Origin of the sequence: Streptococcus suis (assembly GCF_016743335.1) — a bacterium.
GTDB lineage: Bacteria > Bacillota > Bacilli > Lactobacillales > Streptococcaceae > Streptococcus > Streptococcus suis_Y.
The window spans coordinates 36,808-57,798 of record NZ_WCJE01000007.1 but is presented as its reverse complement, the minus strand read 5'-3'; the positions used below and the strand labels follow the sequence as shown (position 1 = coordinate 57,798).

Sequence of the window (20,991 nt, the reverse complement as noted above, 5' to 3'; positions counted from 1 at the left end):
AATTAGTGATAACAAAATAACGCCATAAAAGAAAAAAATGATGTAGTGAGGGTGGCTAAAGAAAAATATCCAGACGAGCCAGAGTAGATAGGCGACGGGGCAAAAAGTCCAGTCTCGCTTCTCAGAGTTCGTGTCAACATCTCAGCGCAGTGGTTGATTGGCAGCTTTGTTCGTGTTTCACACTTCAAATCTGACCTAATCAACTGTGCGGGGGTGGGAAGACGAACTCTTTTTGACCAGTCGAGTTCTTTCCCACTCCCCCAAAAGCCTAATTTACGTTTTAAAAACAATTCTGCAAAACTTTCGTAGGCTGAAAATCGACTTTCAAGGTAATCTGTTTTTAAATCTCTAAAAAATTTCATGAATACCCCCTAACTTGTTAAAAATAGTATAACATAGTTTACCAATAATGAATAGGTAAAATCTATCTCATACTTAAGAAGGATTTTCACGAAAAAGGAATAGAATTTTCTTGACTATTTTTGACCAAGTGATACAATAGGAAATGTGAATTAGCACTCGGAGGTAAAGAGTGCTAAAAAGACCAGGAGGTAATACCATGTTGAAACCATTGGGCGATCGTATCGTCGTAAAAATTGAAGAAAAAGAACAAACAGTTGGTGGCTTTGTCCTTGCAGGTGCAAGTCAAGAAAAGACAAAAGAAGCAAGTGTCCTAGCGATTGGTCAAGGAATTCGTACCTTGAACGGAGACTTGGTTGCCCCAGCGGTGGCAGTTGGAGATACTGTTTTGATTGATGCTCATGCAGGATTGGAAGTTAAAGATGGGGACCAAACCGTTCACATCATCCGTGAAGCAGATATTTTGGCAATTGTAGAATAGAGGTAGAAAAATGGCAAAAGAAATTAAATTTGCAGCAGATGCACGTGAAAGCATGGTCCGTGGTGTCGATATTTTGGCTGATACGGTCAAAGTAACCTTGGGTCCAAAAGGTCGTAATGTTGTCTTGGAAAAAGTTTACGGTTCACCACTCATTACAAACGACGGTGTGACCATTGCTAAAGAAATCGAGTTGGAAGACCATTTTGAAAATATGGGTGCTAAGTTGGTGTCCGAAGTGGCTTCAAAAACCAATGATATCGCAGGTGATGGGACAACAACTGCCACTGTTTTGACTCAGGCTATTGTTCGTGAAGGTTTGAAAAACGTAACTGCAGGTGCCAACCCAATCGGTATCCGTCGTGGGATTGAAGCAGCAGTTGCAACTGCAGTTGAAGCCTTGAAAGCACAAGCGAGTCCTGTATCAAATAAAGCTGAAATTGCTCAAGTCGCAGCAGTATCTTCCCGTTCTGAAAAAGTTGGTGAGTACATTTCAGAAGCTATGGAGCGCGTGGGAACAGATGGTGTTATCACCATTGAAGAATCTCGCGGTATGGAAACAGAATTGGATGTGGTTGAAGGTATGCAATTCGACCGTGGCTATCTGTCACAATACATGGTAACAGATAATGAAAAGATGGTGGCAGAACTTGAAAATCCATTTATCTTGATTACAGATAAGAAGATTTCTCATATTCAGGATATTTTGCCACTTTTGGAAAGCATTCTCCAAACCAATCGTCCATTGTTGATTATTGCTGACGATGTGGATGGCGAAGCTCTTCCTACCCTTGTTCTCAATAAGATTCGTGGTACGTTTAACGTTGTTGCTGTTAAGGCGCCAGGATTTGGTGACCGTCGTAAAGCCATGTTGGAAGACATTGCTATCTTGACAGGCGGTACAGTGATTACAGAAGACCTTGGTTTGGACTTGAAAGATGCGACCATTGAAACCCTTGGTCAAGCTGCCAAGGTTGTGGTCGACAAGGATGGTACAACTATTGTTGAAGGTGCTGGCAATCCTGAAGCCATTGCCAACCGTGTGGCTGTTATCAAGTCACAAATTGAGGGAACAACTTCAGAATTTGACCGTGAAAAATTGCAAGAGCGTTTGGCAAAATTGTCTGGCGGTGTTGCTGTTATCAAAGTCGGTGCCGCTACTGAGACTGAGTTGAAAGAAATGAAACTCCGTATTGAAGACGCCCTCAACGCAACACGTGCCGCAGTTGAAGAAGGAATCGTTGCTGGTGGTGGTACAGCCCTTGTCAATGTTATCGATAGCGTAGCGAAATTGGAGTTGAAAGGCGACGATGAAACAGGACGCAATATTGTCCTTCGTGCCCTGGAAGAACCAGTACGTCAGATTGCCTATAACGCAGGTTATGAAGGTTCAGTTATCATTGATAAATTGAAGAATTCTGAGCTTGGCACTGGCTTTAACGCTGCGACAGGTGAGTGGGTCAACATGATGGATGCAGGTATTATTGACCCTGTTAAGGTGACTCGTTCTGCTCTTCAAAATGCAGCTTCTGTAGCCAGCTTAATTTTGACAACGGAGGCAGTTGTTGCCAACAAGCCAGAACCAGCTGCTCCAGCTATGCCACAAGGTATGGATGGAATGGGTATGGGCTATTAGAAAATACAGAAATGACACAGCTGCTTGGCTGTGTTTTTTCTTGAAAATTTCAAACATATCTATTTGACAATAGTTTTGGTATGTGGTACTATATTAGACGGTACTTTTTACTTTTGGTCTCTCAAGAGTGTACAGGGACGTGCTGACAAATGTTGCAAAAGTACACACAGATAGGGGTTGTCACCAATGCCCTATCACCAAAAATAAAAAATATATACAGGAGAATGTAGATGCCTACAATTAACCAGTTGGTACGTAAACCACGTAAGTCTAAAGTAGAAAAACCTAAATCACCAGCTTTGAACGTTGGTTACAACAGCCGTAAAAAAGTTCAAACTAACGTTTCATCACCACAAAAACGCGGTGTTGCAACTCGTGTCGGAACAATGACACCTAGAAAACCTAACTCAGCCCTTCGTAAATTCGCTCGTGTACGTTTGAGCAACCTTATCGAAGTTACTGCTTACATCCCAGGTATCGGTCACAACTTGCAAGAGCACAGCGTTGTTCTTCTTCGTGGTGGACGTGTAAAGGACCTTCCAGGGGTACGTTACCATATCGTTCGTGGTGCACTTGATACAGCAGGTGTTAACGATCGTAAGCAAGGCCGTTCTAAATACGGTACTAAACGTCCAAAAGGCTAAGAAAGGGGAAATATAAATGAGTCGTAAAAATCAAGCGCCTAAGCGCGAAGTATTGCCAGATCCATTGTATAACTCAAAATTGGTAACTCGTTTGATCAACCGTGTTATGTTGGACGGTAAACGTGGTACTGCTGCATCAATCGTTTACGGTGCCTTTGATCAAATCAAAGAAGCAACTGGTAACGATGCACTTGAAGTATTTGAAACAGCAATGGAAAACATCATGCCTGTACTTGAAGTACGTGCACGTCGTGTCGGTGGTTCTAACTACCAAGTCCCAGTTGAAGTTCGTCCAGAGCGTCGTACAACACTTGGTCTTCGTTGGTTGGTAACAATCGCTCGTAACCGTGGTGAGCACACTATGATCGATCGCCTTGCGAAAGAAATCATGGATGCAGCAAACAACACAGGTGCAGCTGTTAAGAAACGTGAAGATACTCACAAAATGGCAGAAGCAAACCGCGCATTCGCACACTTCCGCTGGTAAGATTAAGATACGAGGGCGTCAAGCAACTCCTAGACAAAATAGGGAAGCGAAGCAGATTGCTGTGCAATCAATGAGGTTCATCTTTTTGTCAGTGAGTTGTAGCCCGAGTTCAATTAGGATGTGAGGACGTTAAGAAAATTCAAGGAAAAATAGGAAATCAGACGATGGACCTCAAGGTCCAAGGAAGATTTACACCTAAAGGTAGCCACACTTGTAATTGGCTAAAGCCAAAACAATTGCGTCTCTTTTTTCCAGAATTTTTAGTCCGAACTCAACTAAGATTAAGATATAGAGAACGTGCCTGCCGACGAAAAATAGGAAATCGAAGCAGAATGCTTTTGCATTCAATGAGATTTATACCTAAAGGTAGCCACACTTGTAATTGGCAAAAGCCAAAACAATTGCGTCTCTTTTTTCGTTGACAGCAGGCCGTTCGAGTTCAGTTCTACATTGGATATATGGAAGTTAACTGAACTTAATTAGATGAAGGAACTTCGTTCAACCATCACAAACCGGATTGAGGATGACCTCATCCACTTCACACCATTAGTAAGAAATCAAGCGGGTGGGACTTGCCCACTCGCTTTTCTTAAAATATGGTATAATAAAGTATAAAACTAAAATTATAGGAGAACAAACCTCATGGCACGCGAATTTTCATTAGAAAAAACTCGTAATATCGGTATCATGGCGCACGTTGACGCGGGTAAAACAACGACAACTGAGCGTATTCTTTACTACACTGGTAAAATCCACAAAATCGGTGAAACTCACGAAGGTGCATCACAAATGGACTGGATGGAGCAAGAGCAAGAGCGTGGTATCACAATCACATCTGCTGCGACAACAGCTCAATGGAACAACCACCGTGTAAACATCATCGACACACCAGGACACGTGGACTTTACAATCGAAGTACAACGTTCACTTCGCGTTCTTGATGGTGCGGTAACCGTTCTTGACTCACAATCAGGTGTTGAGCCACAAACTGAAACAGTATGGCGTCAAGCAACTGAATACGGTGTTCCACGTATCGTATTCGCTAACAAAATGGATAAAATCGGTGCTGACTTCCTTTACTCAGTAAGCACACTTCATGAGCGTCTTCAAGCAAATGCTCACCCAATTCAATTGCCAATCGGTTCTGAAGATGAGTTCCGTGGTATCATCGACTTGATCAAGATGAAAGCTGAAATCTATACTAACGACCTTGGTACAGATATTCTTGAAGAAGATATTCCGGCTGAATACCTTGAGCAAGCTCAAGAATACCGTGAAAAATTGGTTGAAGCAGTTGCGGAAACTGATGAAGAATTGATGATGAAATACCTTGAAGGTGAAGAAATCACAAACGAAGAATTGAAAGCTGCTATCCGTAAAGCAACTATCAACGTTGAATTCTTCCCAGTATTGTGTGGTTCAGCCTTCAAAAACAAAGGTGTTCAGTTGATGCTTGATGCGGTTATCGACTACCTTCCAAGCCCACTTGACATCCCTGCTATTAAAGGTGTTAACCCAGATACAGATGCTGAAGAAGAGCGTCATGCATCAGATGAAGAGCCATTTGCAGCTCTTGCCTTCAAGATCATGACTGACCCATTCGTAGGTCGTTTGACATTCTTCCGTGTTTACTCAGGTGTCCTTAACAGCGGTTCATACGTATTGAACACTTCTAAAGGTAAACGTGAGCGTATCGGACGTATCCTTCAAATGCACGCAAACAGCCGTCAAGAAATTGAAACTGTTTACGCTGGTGACATCGCCGCTGCGGTTGGTTTGAAAGACACTACAACTGGTGACTCATTGACAGATGAAAAAGCAAAAATCATCCTTGAGTCAATCCACGTTCCAGAACCAGTTATCCAATTGATGGTTGAGCCTAAGTCTAAAGCTGACCAAGACAAGATGGGTATTGCCCTTTCTAAATTGGCTGAAGAAGATCCAACATTCCGCGTTGAAACAAACGTTGAAACTGGTGAAACAGTTATCTCAGGTATGGGTGAGTTGCACTTGGATGTCCTTGTTGACCGTATGCGTCGTGAATTCAAGGTTGAAGCAAACGTAGGTGCTCCTCAAGTATCATACCGTGAAACATTCCGCGCTTCTACACAAGCTCGTGGTTTCTTCAAACGCCAGTCTGGTGGTAAAGGTCAATTCGGTGACGTTTGGATTGAATTCACACCAAACGAAGAAGGTAAAGGATTCGAGTTCGAGAATGCTATCGTCGGTGGTGTGGTTCCACGTGAATTCATCCCAGCGGTTGAAAAAGGTCTCGTAGAATCTATGGCTAACGGTGTTCTAGCTGGTTACCCAATCGTTGACGTGAAAGCTAAGCTTTACGATGGTTCATACCACGATGTCGACTCATCTGAAACAGCCTTCAAAGTGGCAGCATCTCTTGCCCTTAAAGAAGCAGCGAAAACAGCTCAACCAACTATCCTTGAGCCAATGATGCTTGTAACCATCACTGCACCAGAAGATAACCTTGGTGACGTTATGGGTCACGTAACTGCACGTCGTGGTCGCGTTGACGGTATGGAAGCTCGTGGTAACACACAAATCGTTCGTGCTTACGTACCACTTGCTGAAATGTTCGGTTACGCAACTGTTCTTCGTTCAGCAACACAAGGTCGCGGTACTTTCATGATGGTATTTGACCACTACGAAGATGTACCAAAATCTGTACAAGATGAAATCATCAAGAAAAACGGTGGCAATGCTTAATTAATTGCCAAAGCGGCTCTTTGTCAACTGTAGTGGGTAGACGAAAAGCTAACACCTAGAGAGGACGAACTTCGTTCTCTCTTTTTCAATATTCAAAGCGATGTAAATCTTAGTTTTAAAGTTCTTAAAGTTCCTAAAGCCGAAAGCCTGTCTCTTGATGTCCTTGATGAGTTTATTGGTCGCTTCCAGTTTAGCATTGGAATAGGGTAGCTCAATGGCATTCGTGATATAAGTTTTATACTTTAGAAAGGTCTTAAAAACAGTCTTGAAGGCAGGATTGACAAGGTTAAGGTTGTCTTCTAGAAGCTCAAAGAAATATTTCGAGTTCCTCTCTTGGAAATGGAAGAGGAGAATCTGGTAGAGGTCATAATAGAATCTTAGTTGGTCTGAGAACTCTAGTGTTTTCTGAACAACCTCTTTCGGTGTCAAGGTTTGCCCAAAGGTGCGAGAATAAAAGAGGTTATGAGATAGTTTACGACTATCTTTTTGAAGAATTCGCCAGTGATTTTTCATGGCTCGATAAGGTAGTGAGGTTGTATCAAAGGTTTTCATCATGTCAATTCTAGTTGACATCATAGCTCGGCTCAGGTGCTGGATAATGTGAAATCGATCAAGAACAATTTTCGCTCTTGGAAATAGCTGTTTGATGATGGGAATATAGCTACCCGACATGTCCACCGTCACGATCTTGACAGTCTCTCTAACGGCTCTAGGATACTTGTAGAAATAGTTCTTTATGGTTGCTTGGCGGTTATTTTCGAGAATGGTCACAATGTGTCTCGTCTCAAAATCCTGGGCAATAAAGGCAAGTTTTCCTTTGTTTCGACTAAATTCATCCCAACTTAAGACTTTTGGTAATTTCGTAAAATCTTGAGGAAATTGAAACTGAGCCAATTTTCTCTGTACGACGGAAACGGAAATGTGTAGTCTCCTAGCGATGGCAGAGTTGGTCATATTTTCTGTGTGTAGTTGAGTGACTTTCTCCCAGATTGGTTGTGAAATCTGACAGTTTTTCTTGACCAGAGGTGTCTCAGAAACGGTTACTTTTTGGCAAGATTTGCACTGAAACCGCCGTTTCTTAAGTAGTAGGAGGGTTGGAAAACCCTGACAATCCAAAATTGGAATTTTTGACGGCATTTGAAAATCGTACTTGATACATTTTTCTTGGCAATGAGGACAGCTAGGACTGTCGTCATCTAGCTTTGCCCTGATTTCTAGATGGGTTTGATATTTCAAAACGAATAGAATTTTAATGTTTTTATCTTTGATTCCGATAAGTTCTGTGGTATGATTAAGTTGTTCCATATGAACCCTTTCTAATGAGTTGTTTAGTCGCTTTTCATTATAGGTCATATGGGACTTTTTTTCTACACTCAAAAAGGCTCCATAATCTCCACGGTGGGTTTACCCACTACAGAAATTATAGAGCCGAACTTCGTTCTCTCTTTTTCAATATTCAAAGCGATGTAAATCTTTGTTTTAAAGTTCCCAAAGCTGAAAGCCTGTCTCTTGATGTCCTTGATGAGTTTATTGGTCGCTTCCAGTCTATACTTAACTAAAAACAAAATCTGATGTATAATAGAAACATGGAATTTACTAACGAAATGATTAAAGAACTCAAAACAGCTCTAAAAGATAAAAACTTAGCACCTTATCACAAACGTATTCAAGCAGTATATCTCAGGGCTATCCATACTCCCTACAAAACGATTATGGACATGCTGGATGTCTCACACGATACAATTTGGAGACTGACTAAGAAATATCAAGAACATGGCTTAACAGGGCTTACCTCAGATACTAGAGGAGGTCGTCGCCACTCTTATATGACAGTTGAAGAAGAACAAGCTTTCTTGAGTGAGCAGTTAACTTCTGCTGTAAATGGAGAATTTGTAACTGTTGAGTCCCTCTATAGAGCTTATCAAGATGAAATTGGTCGCACGACAACTAAAGATGGCTTCTACCAACTATTGAAACGTCATGGATGGGTCAAAGAATCAAAAGATTCTTTGAGACGGGAAATAAAGCTTACGCAGTAAGCAACAAAAGTTAGCCCCCGTCCAGAACATCCAAAGAAAGCAGACGCTGAAACAATTCTAGCGTCTAAAAATAAAATCTTTGTACAAGGAAAAGTCAGGCGAGCGGTTTCTTGAACAAAATTCCTATAAGCAACCCCGTCTTCGCTTTCCAATTTCCGAGCTCAGGAAAAAGTCTGCTCCCAGCAGACTTTTTGTATCAAGATGAGGCAGGGTTTGGTCGGATTAGTAAACTAGGGGCATGTTGGAGCCCTAAAAACACCCGTCCGAATATCTCAAGTCATCACATCCGCGAATTTCGTTACTGCTATGGTGCGGTAGATGCCCATACAGGTGAATCATTCTTCATAATAGCTGGTGGTTGTAATACTGTTTGGATGAATGAATTTTTACGACAATTATCAGAAGCTTATCCCAATGACTACATCATTTTAGTCATGGACAATGCCATTTGGCATAAATCTCAGGCACTTGAAATACCTGATAATATTGAATTTACATTCATACCACCATATCCCCCAGAGATGAATCCCATTGAACAAGTTTGGGCAGAAATCCGAAAACGTGGCTTTAAGAACAGAGCCTTTCAAACATTGGAATCAGTCATTGATAAGCTCCAAGAAATCATTTGAGGGTTAAATAGTGAGAATCTAAAAAGTATTGTACATAGAAAATGGATCTGTTTAGATTTTGAAATTAAATGAGTATTATACCGATTTTGGACAAAAGCTGCCTTTGAAATGGGGAAGTATAGGCTGATGAGTTCTTTTGATAGAGTTTGACCTCCCATGTTTAGTATAGCGGAAACTATTTGTTGGAAGGAACATTTTCTGGAACGGGTAAAGTCTTTATCTGGTTCGACGACATAAGAAGAACTGTCTGATGAGAGTTGTGAGATGAAAGACTCTAGGATTGTTTGAATAGACTGAACCATAGGAAAACTCCTTTTTGATTGTAGTTTATCACTTTACTGAAAAATAAAAAGACCCTATCCAATAAAAATTGGAGTAGGATCTTAACTTAATGACATTGAGCTCAATGCTTTCTTATTTCCTTGCAGTCGGTTCTAACGAACCGATGTTTTGCGAACCGCGCAAAACCTGCTCGCAAAAATTTATGCTATAATTAGTCTAAATTTGAGGGATTACTCATGACTAAATGTAAAAACTGTGAAACTATATTGAAAAATGTATGTAATAAGAAAATGGTTACATGCATTTTCTTCATGCGTACGACGTGGCGGCGTGGGTTGAAAAATTGACAAAATGATGGGGGGGGGGTACAATAGAAGTATTAGTGTCTGAAAATAGAAGGAAAAAATGAAGAAAATATTAATTACAGGTGGTTGTGGTTATATTGGTTCTCATACTTGCATAGCGTTACTTGAAGCAGGCTACGATGTTGTTGTGATTGATAACTTGATTAACTCCAGCAAGAAAAGTTTAGAGGCTATCGAAACAGTTACAGGAAAATCTTTAACATTTTACCAAGGTGATATTCGTGATAAGGAATTGTTGGAGAATATTTTCAAACAGGAACAGATAGAAGCTGTTATACATTTTGCAGGGCTAAAAGCTGTTGGGGAATCAGTTGAAATACCTTTGGAATATTATCAAAATAATGTGGCAGGAACGTTGACATTACTCGAGGTGATGCGACAGTACAATTGTAAAAAGATAATCTTTAGTTCTTCAGCCACAGTGTATGGAGAACCCGAGATAAATCCAATTCCAGAAGATGCAAAACTTTCTGTAACCAATCCATACGGTAGAACAAAATTGATGCTTGAGAATATTTTGCGTGATTTGTACCACTCAGATCAGACTTGGAAGATAACCCTGTTAAGGTATTTTAATCCTATAGGTGCTCATCAGTCGGGATTACTGGGAGAAAGTCCACAAGACATCCCTAATAATTTGCTTCCCTACATCACACAGGTCGCTATTGGTCAGCTTCCCTATATTCGAGTTTTTGGTCAAGACTATCCGACCAAGGATGGTACGGGAGTTAGGGATTATATTCATGTGATGGACTTGGCTACAGGGCATTTAGCGGCTTTAGAACATTTAGAAAATCAACAAAGTTTAGAAGTTTATAATTTGGGAACAGGTCAGGGTTACTCTGTTTTAGAACTAATCCAGATGACGTCTGAAGTTGTTGGTCAGTCGCTCCCTTATAAAATCATGGACAGGCGTCCTGGTGATATTGCAACATGTTTTGCGGATGCAAGTAAAGCTGAACAAGAATTGGGATGGAAAGCTCAGTTTGATATTAAAGACATGTGTCGAGATTCTTGGAGATGGCAACAAAAGTATCCTCAAGGATTTAAAGATTAAATAGAACAAGGAATGATATTCTCGTTATGGAAGAAATTAAAAATGAGCAGATAGATTTGATGAATGTTGTTCGATTTTTGCGGACAAATCTTTTTAAAATAATTATTCTAGGACTAATTGGTGCTATTATCATGTTTGGATATGCTATGTTTATGGTTACTCCAAAATATAGTTCTACAACTCAGTTATTGGTCACGCGTAATGAGACCATTGAGCAACAAAGCTATCAAAATGAAACAAGAACCAACCTAGAGATGATACCGACTTACAAAGAAATTTTGGTGAGTGAACCGGTGTTAGATGAAGTGGTCAAGGAAGTTGGAGGACAGGTTACAGTAGGTCGTTTGAAAAGCAATTTAACATTCAACCATCCTGATGAGAAATCTCAAACCTTCACACTATCATTAAAATGGGATAGCCCTGATGAGGCCCAACGAATACTAACGGTTATAACAGAGAAGTTTACACAGGTCTTACAGACGATTTATGGGGACAATGTATCTAAGGTGGTTGTTCTATCAAAAGCGTCTTATAGTGACGGAAAAACAGAGCCAAATTTAAAAAAATACGCCTTAATTGGTGCCGTGATTGGCGTAGTTTCCGCCATTGCACAAGCACTTTATATGAAGTTGGCAGATAATACAGTAACTAATGCAGAATTTTTAGAAAGTATGAACCTAGTTGTTTTGGGGGAACTGTATACCATGTCCCCAAAAGAACAGCAAAATAGTCGCTTAGAAGAACAGAGTTCAAGACGTAGATAGATCAGTTGGAAAGGAGGCAATCTAATGTTGTTTAAAAAGAAACGTAGAAATAGACAGAGTTTGGCTGTTGAACAAAAAAAAGGAGCACCACTTTATACATATGTAGAACCAGAAGCACTAAATTCTGAACGAATTCGAATGTTGCGCACTAATTTAGAGTTCATACAAGTTAATGATTCATTGAAGTCGATTGCGGTGACATCGTCTATTCCTGGAGAGGGAAAGTCAACAGTAGCGGCAAATTTGGCGGTAAGTTTAACGGCAACAGGAAAGAATGTTTTGCTTGTTGACACTGATTTAAGAAGACCAACTGTTCATAAGACACTTAGGGTGTCAAGATTTCCTGGGATATCAGATTTAATCTTAAACCCCAATCTTCCAGCCAAAGATGTTATTTGTTTCAAGGAAGATGTATCGCTCTTTGTTATGCCAGCGGGCGAGTTGCCACCAAATCCATCAGAGTTGCTCGCCTCTCAGAATATGAAGAAAATTATGGAGGAACTGGAAAAGCATTTTGATTATATCATTTATGATGTTCCGCCGGTTAATAGCGTTACAGACCCTCAAATTATAGCGAGCCGTGTTGATGGAGTTATCCTTGTCGTACGCTCTGGCTATGTGCAAAAAGATGAGGTGAGAAGGAGTAGGACAGCTTTGGAAAATGTCGAGGCGCGGATTTTAGGTTGCGTGTTAAACGATGTGCCAATGGATCAGGATGATAAATACTATTATTACAAAAAAGAGTGAAAATTTAGGAGAGAAGAATGTCTAGAAGTTTAAAAGTCCTTATATTAATTGCCGTGGATTTGATAATGCTGGCTGTATCGATGTATGCAAGTATGCAATTTCTAGATATTCTTTTTTCGATGACTTGGTCCACTTTTTGGTTTTCCTACGCCCTTGTTGGTGTGGTCTATGTGTTTTTTTCTAGAAAACAGAGGCTTTTTTCAAGAGTAACACGCTTTACTGATCAAGACACGTTGTTGAGACTGACTTTTAGTTTAGTACTTGCTTATGTCTTCGGTTTTCTGTTTTCTGCGCTTGCCTTACATTTTGTTAGTTTTCGTTTTTCTCTTATCTCACTCATTTTTTCAATCGTATTATTAACTTTTCCACGCTTGACTTGGAGGAGCTATTATCAAATCCATAATCGAAAAGTAGGAGCATCAAATCAGTCTATCTCTACATTAGTGGTCGGTGCAGGTGAAGGGGCACATTTGTTTATAAAAACAATCGGTGAAGAAAAACTTCCTTATCGTATTGTCGGTATTGTTGATGATGATGTAAAGAAGAGGGGAACTCATATTGGTGGCGTGGGTGTTTTGGGAACGAGCCGAGATATTCTAGATATTATCCTTCAACAAGATGTGAAACAAGTTGTCATTGCGATTCCTTCGTTATCAGGTAAAGAACGTGAGCGCATTGTTGAAATTTGCCAGCAAGCACATGTTCCAGTATTCAATATGCCGAACATTGAGGATGTTTTATCTGGGAAGTTATCTGTCAGTGCACTGAGGGAAATTGATATTGCTGATTTGCTAGGAAGACCTGAGGTGGTCTTGCAACAAGAACGTTTGAGTGAGTATTTTGCACAAAAAACAGTTTTGGTTACTGGTGCCGGTGGTTCAATCGGTTCGGAGATTTGTCGGCAGGTTGCGCGTTTTTCACCCAAACGATTACTGTTGTTGGGGCATGGTGAAAATTCTATTTACCTCATTCATAGAGAATTGCAGGCTAGCTATAAGGGTGTGATTGATATTGTTCCAATCATTGCCGATATCCAAGATAGAGAACGCTTATTTCAGATTCTTGCTGACTATCGTCCCAATATCGTTTATCATGCAGCAGCACATAAACATGTTCCTTTGATGGAATACAATCCACATGAAGCGGTAAAGAACAATATTTTTGGAACAAAAAATATTGCCGAAGCCGCAAAGGCGAATCAGGTTGAGAAGTTTGTCATGGTTTCGACAGACAAAGCTGTCAATCCACCAAACGTTATGGGAGCAACAAAACGTGTTGCAGAAATGATTGTCACAAACTTAAATGAAAAAGATAGTACGCAATTTGTTGCTGTACGCTTTGGCAATGTACTAGGCAGTCGAGGAAGTGTTGTTCCACTCTTTAAAGAACAGATAAAGAATGGAGGTCCTGTTACAGTGACCGACTTCCGTATGACTCGTTACTTCATGACGATTCCTGAAGCTAGTCGATTAGTGATACAGTCGGGTTATCTAGCGAAGGGTGGAGAGGTATTTGTTTTGGATATGGGAGAGCCCGTTAAGATTTTGGACTTGGCACGTAAAGTCATCAAACTCAGTGGACATACTGAGGAAGAAATTGGTATTGTCGAATCGGGTATTCGACCAGGTGAAAAATTGTACGAAGAATTGCTCTCTACGGATGAACGAGTCAGCGAACAAATCTATGACAAAATTTTTGTTGGTCGAGTGCAAAATTATGACAAGGAAACGGTCGAACAATTCATCCAAAGTTTAGCCGCAAAATCTACTGAAGCCTTGAAAAAAGCTTTAATTGACTTTGCAAAACAGGAATAGAGGGAGTGGGAAAGAACTCGACTGGTCTAAAAAGAGTTCGTTTTCCCACCCCCGCATAGCTCCAAAGGTTCGGGGAACCTTTGGAGGTTGGAGATAGAGCGAACAAAGTTCGCATCAGTCATAGAGGTCAGATTTGAAGTGTGAAACACGAATTGCTGAGATTTGCTTTGCAAATCTTATCTCCAACTTTTAACAGTCCACTGGACTGTTAAAGCCAATCAACCACTGCGCTGAGATGTTGACACGAACTCTGAGTAGTGGAGCGGCTTTTTGCCCAGCCTCCTAGAGTGTAAAAAAATATCTTTATACTCAATGAAAATCAAAATCCGACTAGGCGACGCAGATGCAGATAGAACTGAAGTTCATCAAATCAAGTCAACAACGTCTGATTTTGATTTTCGAAGAGTATTACATTCTAGGAAGACTAGAAAAAGTAATGGTACAGGATGGTGTATCAGTGTATTCTCCCTGTCTTAGAATGAAATAGTTAGGAGTAAGATATGGCGTTTGAACGTTCAAGGAACTTTTTCCCTTTTGAAAATAAAGTTTGGCTCTCATCTCCCACAATGCATGGAGATGAAATGACCTATATGCAAGAAGCATATGATAGCAATTGGATGACAACAGCAGGTTCTAATATCAATGCTCTAGAAGAATTGCTCCAAGATTATACAAAGAGCGAACATGCGGTGGCCTTATCATCTGGGACAGCTGCTTTGCATCTGGCTATCAAATTGGCAGGAGTGAAGGCAGGTGATCATGTTTTTTGTTCCGACATGACTTTTTCAGCGACAGTCAATCCTGTGACATATGAAGGTGGCATTCCAATCTTTATTGACTCAGAAGCAGATACCTGGAACATGGATCCTAAAGCATTGGAAAAAGCTTTTGAGTTGTATCCAGATGTGAAGGTAGTGGTACTGGTTCATCTGTATGGCGTTCCAGCAAAACTTGACGAAATCCAAGAAATCTGTGAAAAGCATGGTGCGGTTTTGATCGAAGATGCAGCAGAGTCCTTAGGGGCAACCTATAAAGACAGACAGACAGGGACATTTGGTCGCTATTCCATCATCTCCTTTAATGGAAATAAGATTATTACCGGTTCAAGTGGCGGTGCATTACTAACTTCTGACTTACATGCAGCCAATAAGACGAGGAAATGGTCAACACAGGCGCGTGAGCAAGCTGCTTGGTATCAACATGAGGAAATCGGCTATAATTATCGTATGAGTAATGTGATAGCTGGAGTGGTGCGTGGACAGATGCCTTATCTTGAGCAACACATTGCACAGAAAAAAGCTATCTATGAACGCTATCAGGAAGGTCTGAAAGATTTGCCTATTCAGATGAATCCTTTTGATGCGGAAAATAGTTCACCAAACTACTGGTTGTCCTGTCTGACTATCAATCCAGAAGCAATGACCAAGCAAGTTCGTTCGGATAATGATGTACTTTATACGAAGGCAAAAGGAAAGACTTGTCCGTCAGAAATTTTAGATGCCCTGAACTCAATCAATGCTGAAGGTCGTCCTATCTGGAAGCCCATGCATTTGCAGCCCATTTTTAGGTTAAATCCTTTTGTAACTGCAAGGGGAGATGGTCGTGCACAAACAAATGCCTACATTGTAGAAGAAACCGCTGAAGTAGGGACAGATATCTTTGAAAGAGGGTTGTGCCTACCGAGTGATAATAAAATGACAGTGGAAGAGCAAAATCGCATTATCGAAGTAATTAGAGCATGTTTTGAGTAGGAAAGAAGGAGTAATGACAAGAAAACAAGGGATTTATGAAAGATATTTAAAACGTACACTTGACGTTGTGCTATCATTCTTAGCGCTAATCGTATTATCACCAGTTATCTTAATAGTAGCTATTCTAGTGCGTTTGAAACTTGGAACACCTATCTTTTTCACGCAAGAACGACCAGGAAAAGACGAGAAGATTTTTAAAATGTACAAGTTTAGAACGATGACGGATGAACAAGATGTAAATGGTCATTTACTGCCAGATAGTGTACGTCTAACCCCCTTTGGGAAGTTTTTACGTTCTACCAGCTTGGATGAATTGCCAGAATTATGGAATATTTTAAAAGGGGATATGAGTATTGTTGGACCACGGCCACTTCTAATCAAATACTTACCGTACTATTCTGAACGTGAGAAATTTCGTCATTCAGTTAGGCCAGGTCTTACTGGGTTGTCTCAAATAAATGGTAGAAATTGCTTGGATTGGGATACAAGGTTAGAATTAGATGTCCGATACAGTCTAAACATAACGATGTGGACTGATATTCAAATTTTATTAAAAACAGTTCTTAAAGTTGTAAAACGTGAAGATGTAGTGGTAGTGGATACTGGTACAATAAAAGATTTAGATATTGAAAGAAAAAATGATTACAGAAATAACGTATAATAATCTTCCTCAATATAAAGATGACATATTGGAATTGTTGAGAGAGGTATATAGTAGTAGCTTTGTCATTGATGATTCGTATTTGTGCACAGTTGTAAATGAAAAATATGCAGATATGTCAAGGATATTGGCGAATAATACAGGTTTTGTACTCTCCTATATTGAGAAGAGTGAAGTTTTAGGTTTTTTATGGTATTATCATAAAAATGATTTTGGGGTTGACAAATTTTTCATAAATTTTATTGCAACAAAACATTCTGTACGTGGTCGGGGTATTGCAAGTCAATTGCTGTTTCGCCTAAAGGAAGTTGCAAAGGCGAGAGGTATTTCGAATATTGAACTTATAGTAACCACTAGTAATGAAACAGCTGTTCAATTTTATGAGCATCATGATTTTACAGAATACAGAAAAGTCATGGTGTTGGAGATGGAGAACGATGATAAAAAAAATAACCTTAGCTGAGAGTGAATTATGGAATCAAATTATTTCTACATTTGATGATGTAGATATTTACTACACTGCTGAGCATGCTCAATTATATAAAATTCACGGAGATGGTGAACCCATTCTTATTTATTATTATGATGATTTTATTCGTGCAATAAATGTTGTCATGCTTCGGGATATTGCCCACTCGGGACTTTTTAATGGTTTACCTGAAAATACATATTTTGATATTGCAACTCCGTATGGTTATGGTGGAATGCTGATACAAGGAACCAATAGTGAGCATAGCATGTTTAAATTGAAGCAAGAATATTTGGAGTTCTGTAGGAATAACAGTATCATCTCAGAATTTGTTCGATTCCATCCAATACTAGAAAACTATAAAAAAAGTGCGACACTATATAATATAACTGAAATTGGTCCCAATATTACTATAAAACTAGAATCTAAAGAAGCAATTCAAGTCTCTTACGAAAATTCCAATCGAAGAAATATCAATAAGGCGAAGAAAAACAAACTAGATGTTTATTTAAGTAATGACCCAGCTTTAGTAGATACATTTATGAGTATTTATAAGGAAACAATGGATAGAGATGATGCAACGGAGTATTACTATTTCGAAAAGGAATATTATGACTATCTATTTGACGCTTTAAAACAAAATGTCCTTTTTGCCTATGTAAAGAAAGATGATTCAATCATTGCCATGTCAATATTTTATTTATACAACAGCAAAATCCATTATCATCTTTCTGCTTCAAAAACAGACTATACATCGCTATATCCAACAAATCTACTAATTGATTTTATGGCACATTGGGGTAGTGAGCATGGTTTTACTGAAATGATGTTGGGAGGCGGTCTGGGAGGACGAGAGGATAACCTTTTCCGCTTTAAGCGAAAATTTAATAAGAACTTTGATAGAAAGTTCTATATTGGTCAACGTATCTTTGATAAGGAAATGTACGAGAAACTTGTCAAACTTCGCGGAGAAGAGTTGAAAGATTTAGAAACAAATTATTTTCCAAAGTATCGGAAACCTTAAAGAATATCATCGAGACAAAATAATGAAAATTTTATACGTAACAACCATTTCAAATACACTGAATGCTTTTTTGATACCCCATATTGAACAATTGGTTGAAGATGGGCACACGGTTGATGTGGCTTGTAAACTAGAAAGACCATTTGAGGACAACTTATTGAACTTGGTTGGGGCAACCTATGAGTTACCATTTAGCCGTAGCCCCCTACGCAATCCATATAAACAGCTTATTGGTCAGTTAAGAGATATCATTAAAAATGGGGGATATGATATTGTTCATACCCATACCCCGATAGCATCTGCCATTGTACGTTTGGCTTGTCGTAATCTTCCAAACGTTAGAGTATTTTATACTGCTCATGGTTTTCACTTTTTAAAAGGTGGTCCATTATTTAACTGGTTGACCTATTATCCTGTTGAAAAAATCCTCTCTCGCTACACAGATACCTTGATAACGATTAATCACGAAGATTATGCGATTGCAAAAAAGAATTTTCAGATGAAGCAGCTTTACTTGGTCAATGGGGTAGGGATTGATACAGAAAAGTTCCAACCTGTGAACGAGGAAGAAAAGAGTGAACTCAAAAGAAGATTAGGATTTGATGCCAATAAAAAATACTTGATTTTTGTTGGAGAACTCAATGCCAATAAGAATCAAACCGTCTTGATAGAGATGATGGAGCAACTCTCTAAAAAGCGACAAGACCTAGTGCTCTTGTTGGTTGGTCATGGTATCCTTGCAGATACTTACCAACAGCAAGTTGATGAAAAACAGTTGGGGGACTTTGTTCACTTATTAGGTTACAGAAGCGATGTTCCTGATTTAATGAAAATTTCAGAGCTAGCCTTATCTAGTTCCAAGCGAGAGGGCTTGCCTGTCAATTTAATCGAAGCAATGGCGACGGGTCTCCCCTTGGTTGTTTCAAATTGTCGGGGAAATCGTGATTTGGTTGAAACTGGTCAAAATGGCATTGTTTTGAAAGAAGCAACAGCAGAAGCATTTGCTAATGCGGTAGAACAAATGATAGATGATGAGGAATGGTATCAGTCCTATTCTGCTGATTCTTATCGGAAAAGTCAGAACTATGCTGTAGCTAACATAAAGAAAGACATAGCAGCTACATACAATTAATGTTACTGGATTAATGTTACTGGATTAATGTTACTGGGAGGAAGAGTGTGGAAGATAGTTTAGTCAGTATTATCATGGGTATTTATAATGCTCAGGAGACGATTTCAACGTGCATTGATTCTATCATAAATCAAGATTATCACAACTGGGAATTTATAATTTGTGATGACTGTTCTACGGATGAAACACTTTCTATTGTTAAAAAATATGCTCAGAAAGATTCACGTATTAAAGTTATTCAAAACACCAAAAACGAGAAGCTGGCTTATTCTTTAAATCACTGTTTAAAGTATAGTAGTGGAGAATACATAGCTCGGATGGATGGTGATGATATTGCTTTACCTCACCGCTTGCGTACTCAGGTAGAGTTTTTGAAGCACCATCCGGAGTACCAGCTAGTTGGCAGTTGTTCATATGTTGATGATGGATCTGGCGAGCAGTCTATCAAAACAGTCAAGGAAATCCCAGAGTCTACAGATCTTTTATATGGTGCGCCATTTATGCACCCTACAATAATGATGCGAAAAAGTGCCTATGATGCCTTGAAAGGTTATACAGTTTCTTGGCGAACTCAAAGAGGACAAGACTTGGATTTATGGTTTCGTTTTTATGCGAAAGGGTATAAAGGTTATAACTTACAGCTTCCGTTGTTAGTATATCATCAAAGTTTAGATGATTTTAAAAAGATTTCATGGAGAAATGCATGGATGTATTTTTTAACCACACTCAATGGTTACCGCATGATTGCTATTCCATTTTATAAGTATCCTATAGCTTTCAAACCTCTATTGAGCGCAGCTATACCAAACCGTATCAGAATGTTCTACCATCAAACACGAAGAGATAGGAAATAAGATGCTAGAGTTACTTCCCTACTTTATCACGTATGGTATTGTTACAATTTTATTAGCTGTACCTACTAGAGACAAACTACTTAGAGTCATTTGTACTGTTTTTGCCTTTGTCGTTATTTTTATTTTTTCAGGTGGACGCTACATGGTGGGAACTGACTCTGTTACCTATCAACAAATCTTTGAGCGCTATGCTGAAATGCCATGGTCAGAAATTTTTTCACCTGAGCGTAAGGAAATACTGTTTGCTATATTATCTAAAGTAACATATAGCTACGGAGGCATGTTCCTAACTCAAGGAATTTTTGGTGTGCTAACTCTTCTTCCTGTATATGCTACGCTGAAAAAAGATTATAAACAGATTCCAATGCACTATGCAATGACAATCTTTTTGCTACTCTTTTTTACGACATCATTTAATATTTTAAGACAAATGCTAGCAGTGTCCATTGTCTTTTGGGGATTCAAGTTTATCGAGCGAGGACACTTGCTACGTTATATTTTGACGGTATTAATTGCAATGGGCTTTCATAGTACAGCACTCATTGCCCTAGCTATCCTCCCCTTGTGGAATTTTCGAGAAAGAAAAGTTTTGTCTAATATTCCACTTGTCATCTTTTGGGCGACAGCTTTCTCTGTTATGGTATTTTTTAGAGGACAGGTCATATCATTCATTGAAGCGTCAGATGATTATGGAAGTTACGCTTCTCCAGAAACGAGTGGGGGGAATAGAGACTTTATTTTATACGTTATTGAATTAGCTTATGTATCTGCTGTCTTGTATAAACGTCGTAAAAGTGAGCATGTTCTTTTACTCTATCAAACGATGCTGATGGTTGTACTAATTGGTTTGACAGGTTTCTTCAGCCCCTATATTAAACGTTTGGCCTTTTTCTTTTCACTTCCTAGCAGGGTATTGCTGTTTCCAGAAATAGAGCAATACTTTGTACCGACTAGTAAAAAAGTTGTTCATTTTTTAGGATATGCTTGGTTCATTCTTATTTTTATTGTGACAGTATATATTTTAAAACAAGGTAATTTACTTCCATATCAGTTTAAATTTATATGGGAATGAGG

Annotated in this window: 18 protein-coding genes and 1 pseudogene; 17 read left to right on the top strand and 2 right to left on the bottom strand. The window is 39.3% G+C overall.

Annotated features, from left to right (window positions below):
- Positions 1-2: 2 nt before the first annotated feature.
- On the bottom strand, positions 3-362 hold the full coding sequence (locus F9856_RS03615; RefSeq protein WP_202105783.1) for a hypothetical protein: 360 nt from the start codon (positions 360-362) through the stop codon (positions 3-5).
- Between the two features lie 197 nt (positions 363-559).
- Between F9856_RS03615 and groES the strand changes: the two genes are divergently transcribed.
- The 5 genes from groES to fusA all read left to right on the top strand — a co-directional run bounded on the left by groES (position 560) and on the right by fusA (position 6,329).
- Positions 560-841 carry a co-chaperone GroES gene (gene groES, locus F9856_RS03610; protein WP_014637330.1) on the top strand — a complete coding sequence of 94 codons (282 nt, stop codon included), beginning with the start codon at positions 560-562 and terminating at the stop codon, positions 839-841.
- A gap of 10 nt (positions 842-851) precedes the next feature.
- Complete coding sequence (groL, locus tag F9856_RS03605) at positions 852-2,474, top strand: chaperonin GroEL (RefSeq protein ID WP_202105765.1); 1,623 nt, start codon at positions 852-854, stop codon at positions 2,472-2,474.
- 230 nt (positions 2,475-2,704) lie between these two features.
- Complete coding sequence (gene rpsL / locus F9856_RS03600; RefSeq protein WP_024380262.1) at positions 2,705-3,118, top strand: 30S ribosomal protein S12; 414 nt, start codon at positions 2,705-2,707, stop codon at positions 3,116-3,118.
- Positions 3,119-3,134: 16 nt separating this feature from the next.
- Positions 3,135-3,605: a 30S ribosomal protein S7 gene (gene rpsG, locus F9856_RS03595; protein ID WP_002940031.1), complete on the top strand. Its 471-nt coding sequence runs from the start codon at positions 3,135-3,137 to the stop codon at positions 3,603-3,605.
- A gap of 642 nt (positions 3,606-4,247) precedes the next feature.
- On the top strand, positions 4,248-6,329 hold the full coding sequence (fusA, locus tag F9856_RS03590; RefSeq protein ID WP_202105764.1) for an elongation factor G: 2,082 nt from the start codon (positions 4,248-4,250) through the stop codon (positions 6,327-6,329).
- A gap of 48 nt (positions 6,330-6,377) precedes the next feature.
- On the opposite strand, the gene F9856_RS03585 is transcribed toward fusA, so the two are convergent.
- Positions 6,378-7,634: an ISL3 family transposase gene (locus F9856_RS03585; protein WP_202105763.1), complete on the bottom strand. Its 1,257-nt coding sequence runs from the start codon at positions 7,632-7,634 to the stop codon at positions 6,378-6,380.
- A gap of 281 nt (positions 7,635-7,915) precedes the next feature.
- Between F9856_RS03585 and F9856_RS03580 the strand changes: the two are divergent.
- The 12 genes and pseudogenes from F9856_RS03580 to F9856_RS03525 all read left to right on the top strand — a co-directional run bounded on the left by F9856_RS03580 (position 7,916) and on the right by F9856_RS03525 (position 20,989).
- Positions 7,916-9,069: pseudogene (locus F9856_RS03580) on the top strand (IS630 family transposase).
- A 615-nt stretch (positions 9,070-9,684) separates the two neighbouring features.
- A complete protein-coding gene (gene galE, locus F9856_RS03575; RefSeq protein WP_202105762.1) occupies positions 9,685-10,701 on the top strand; it encodes a UDP-glucose 4-epimerase GalE in 1,017 nt (338 codons plus the stop codon).
- Between the two features lie 26 nt (positions 10,702-10,727).
- Positions 10,728-11,465 carry a YveK family protein gene (locus F9856_RS03570; RefSeq protein ID WP_202105761.1) on the top strand — a complete coding sequence of 246 codons (738 nt, stop codon included), beginning with the start codon at positions 10,728-10,730 and terminating at the stop codon, positions 11,463-11,465.
- 24 nt (positions 11,466-11,489) lie between these two features.
- Complete coding sequence (locus F9856_RS03565; RefSeq protein ID WP_202105760.1) at positions 11,490-12,212, top strand: CpsD/CapB family tyrosine-protein kinase; 723 nt, start codon at positions 11,490-11,492, stop codon at positions 12,210-12,212.
- A 17-nt stretch (positions 12,213-12,229) separates the two neighbouring features.
- Entirely contained in the window at positions 12,230-14,026 is a 1,797-nt protein-coding gene (locus F9856_RS03560; RefSeq protein ID WP_202105759.1) for a nucleoside-diphosphate sugar epimerase/dehydratase, read from the top strand.
- A gap of 500 nt (positions 14,027-14,526) precedes the next feature.
- On the top strand, positions 14,527-15,777 hold the full coding sequence (locus F9856_RS03555) for a DegT/DnrJ/EryC1/StrS family aminotransferase (protein WP_202105758.1): 1,251 nt from the start codon (positions 14,527-14,529) through the stop codon (positions 15,775-15,777).
- A 13-nt stretch (positions 15,778-15,790) separates the two neighbouring features.
- Complete coding sequence (locus F9856_RS03550) at positions 15,791-16,438, top strand: sugar transferase (RefSeq protein WP_236659533.1); 648 nt, start codon at positions 15,791-15,793, stop codon at positions 16,436-16,438.
- Entirely contained in the window at positions 16,416-16,901 is a 486-nt protein-coding gene (locus tag F9856_RS03545) for a GNAT family N-acetyltransferase (protein ID WP_202105757.1), read from the top strand. Before F9856_RS03550 ends, F9856_RS03545 begins: the two co-directional genes overlap by 23 nt.
- Positions 16,876-17,931: a GNAT family N-acetyltransferase gene (locus F9856_RS03540; RefSeq protein ID WP_202105756.1), complete on the top strand. Its 1,056-nt coding sequence runs from the start codon at positions 16,876-16,878 to the stop codon at positions 17,929-17,931. The genes F9856_RS03545 and F9856_RS03540 overlap by 26 nt, the downstream gene beginning before the upstream one ends.
- A 22-nt stretch (positions 17,932-17,953) precedes the next feature.
- Positions 17,954-19,063, top strand: coding sequence for a glycosyltransferase family 4 protein (locus F9856_RS03535; RefSeq protein WP_202105755.1), 1,110 nt, complete (start codon positions 17,954-17,956; stop codon positions 19,061-19,063).
- 47 nt (positions 19,064-19,110) lie between these two features.
- Entirely contained in the window at positions 19,111-19,917 is an 807-nt protein-coding gene (locus F9856_RS03530; RefSeq protein WP_202105754.1) for a glycosyltransferase family 2 protein, read from the top strand.
- Between the two features lies 1 nt (position 19,918).
- Positions 19,919-20,989 (top strand): EpsG family protein, encoded by a 1,071-nt coding sequence (locus F9856_RS03525; protein ID WP_202105753.1) that lies wholly within the window; start codon positions 19,919-19,921, stop codon positions 20,987-20,989.
- The last annotated feature ends 2 nt before the right edge of the window (positions 20,990-20,991 follow it).

Coding starts and splice junctions, on each gene's coding strand:
- F9856_RS03615 (WP_202105783.1), bottom strand. CDS start 362: ATGAAATTTTTTAGAGATTTAAAAACAGATTACCTTGAAAGTCGATTT.
- groES (WP_014637330.1), top strand. CDS start 560: ATGTTGAAACCATTGGGCGATCGTATCGTCGTAAAAATTGAAGAAAAA.
- groL (WP_202105765.1), top strand. CDS start 852: ATGGCAAAAGAAATTAAATTTGCAGCAGATGCACGTGAAAGCATGGTC.
- rpsL (WP_024380262.1), top strand. CDS start 2,705: ATGCCTACAATTAACCAGTTGGTACGTAAACCACGTAAGTCTAAAGTA.
- rpsG (WP_002940031.1), top strand. CDS start 3,135: ATGAGTCGTAAAAATCAAGCGCCTAAGCGCGAAGTATTGCCAGATCCA.
- fusA (WP_202105764.1), top strand. CDS start 4,248: ATGGCACGCGAATTTTCATTAGAAAAAACTCGTAATATCGGTATCATG.
- F9856_RS03585 (WP_202105763.1), bottom strand. CDS start 7,634: ATGGAACAACTTAATCATACCACAGAACTTATCGGAATCAAAGATAAA.
- galE (WP_202105762.1), top strand. CDS start 9,685: ATGAAGAAAATATTAATTACAGGTGGTTGTGGTTATATTGGTTCTCAT.
- F9856_RS03570 (WP_202105761.1), top strand. CDS start 10,728: ATGGAAGAAATTAAAAATGAGCAGATAGATTTGATGAATGTTGTTCGA.
- F9856_RS03565 (WP_202105760.1), top strand. CDS start 11,490: ATGTTGTTTAAAAAGAAACGTAGAAATAGACAGAGTTTGGCTGTTGAA.
- F9856_RS03560 (WP_202105759.1), top strand. CDS start 12,230: ATGTCTAGAAGTTTAAAAGTCCTTATATTAATTGCCGTGGATTTGATA.
- F9856_RS03555 (WP_202105758.1), top strand. CDS start 14,527: ATGGCGTTTGAACGTTCAAGGAACTTTTTCCCTTTTGAAAATAAAGTT.
- F9856_RS03550 (WP_236659533.1), top strand. CDS start 15,791: ATGACAAGAAAACAAGGGATTTATGAAAGATATTTAAAACGTACACTT.
- F9856_RS03545 (WP_202105757.1), top strand. CDS start 16,416: ATGATTACAGAAATAACGTATAATAATCTTCCTCAATATAAAGATGAC.
- F9856_RS03540 (WP_202105756.1), top strand. CDS start 16,876: ATGATAAAAAAAATAACCTTAGCTGAGAGTGAATTATGGAATCAAATT.
- F9856_RS03535 (WP_202105755.1), top strand. CDS start 17,954: ATGAAAATTTTATACGTAACAACCATTTCAAATACACTGAATGCTTTT.
- F9856_RS03525 (WP_202105753.1), top strand. CDS start 19,919: ATGCTAGAGTTACTTCCCTACTTTATCACGTATGGTATTGTTACAATT.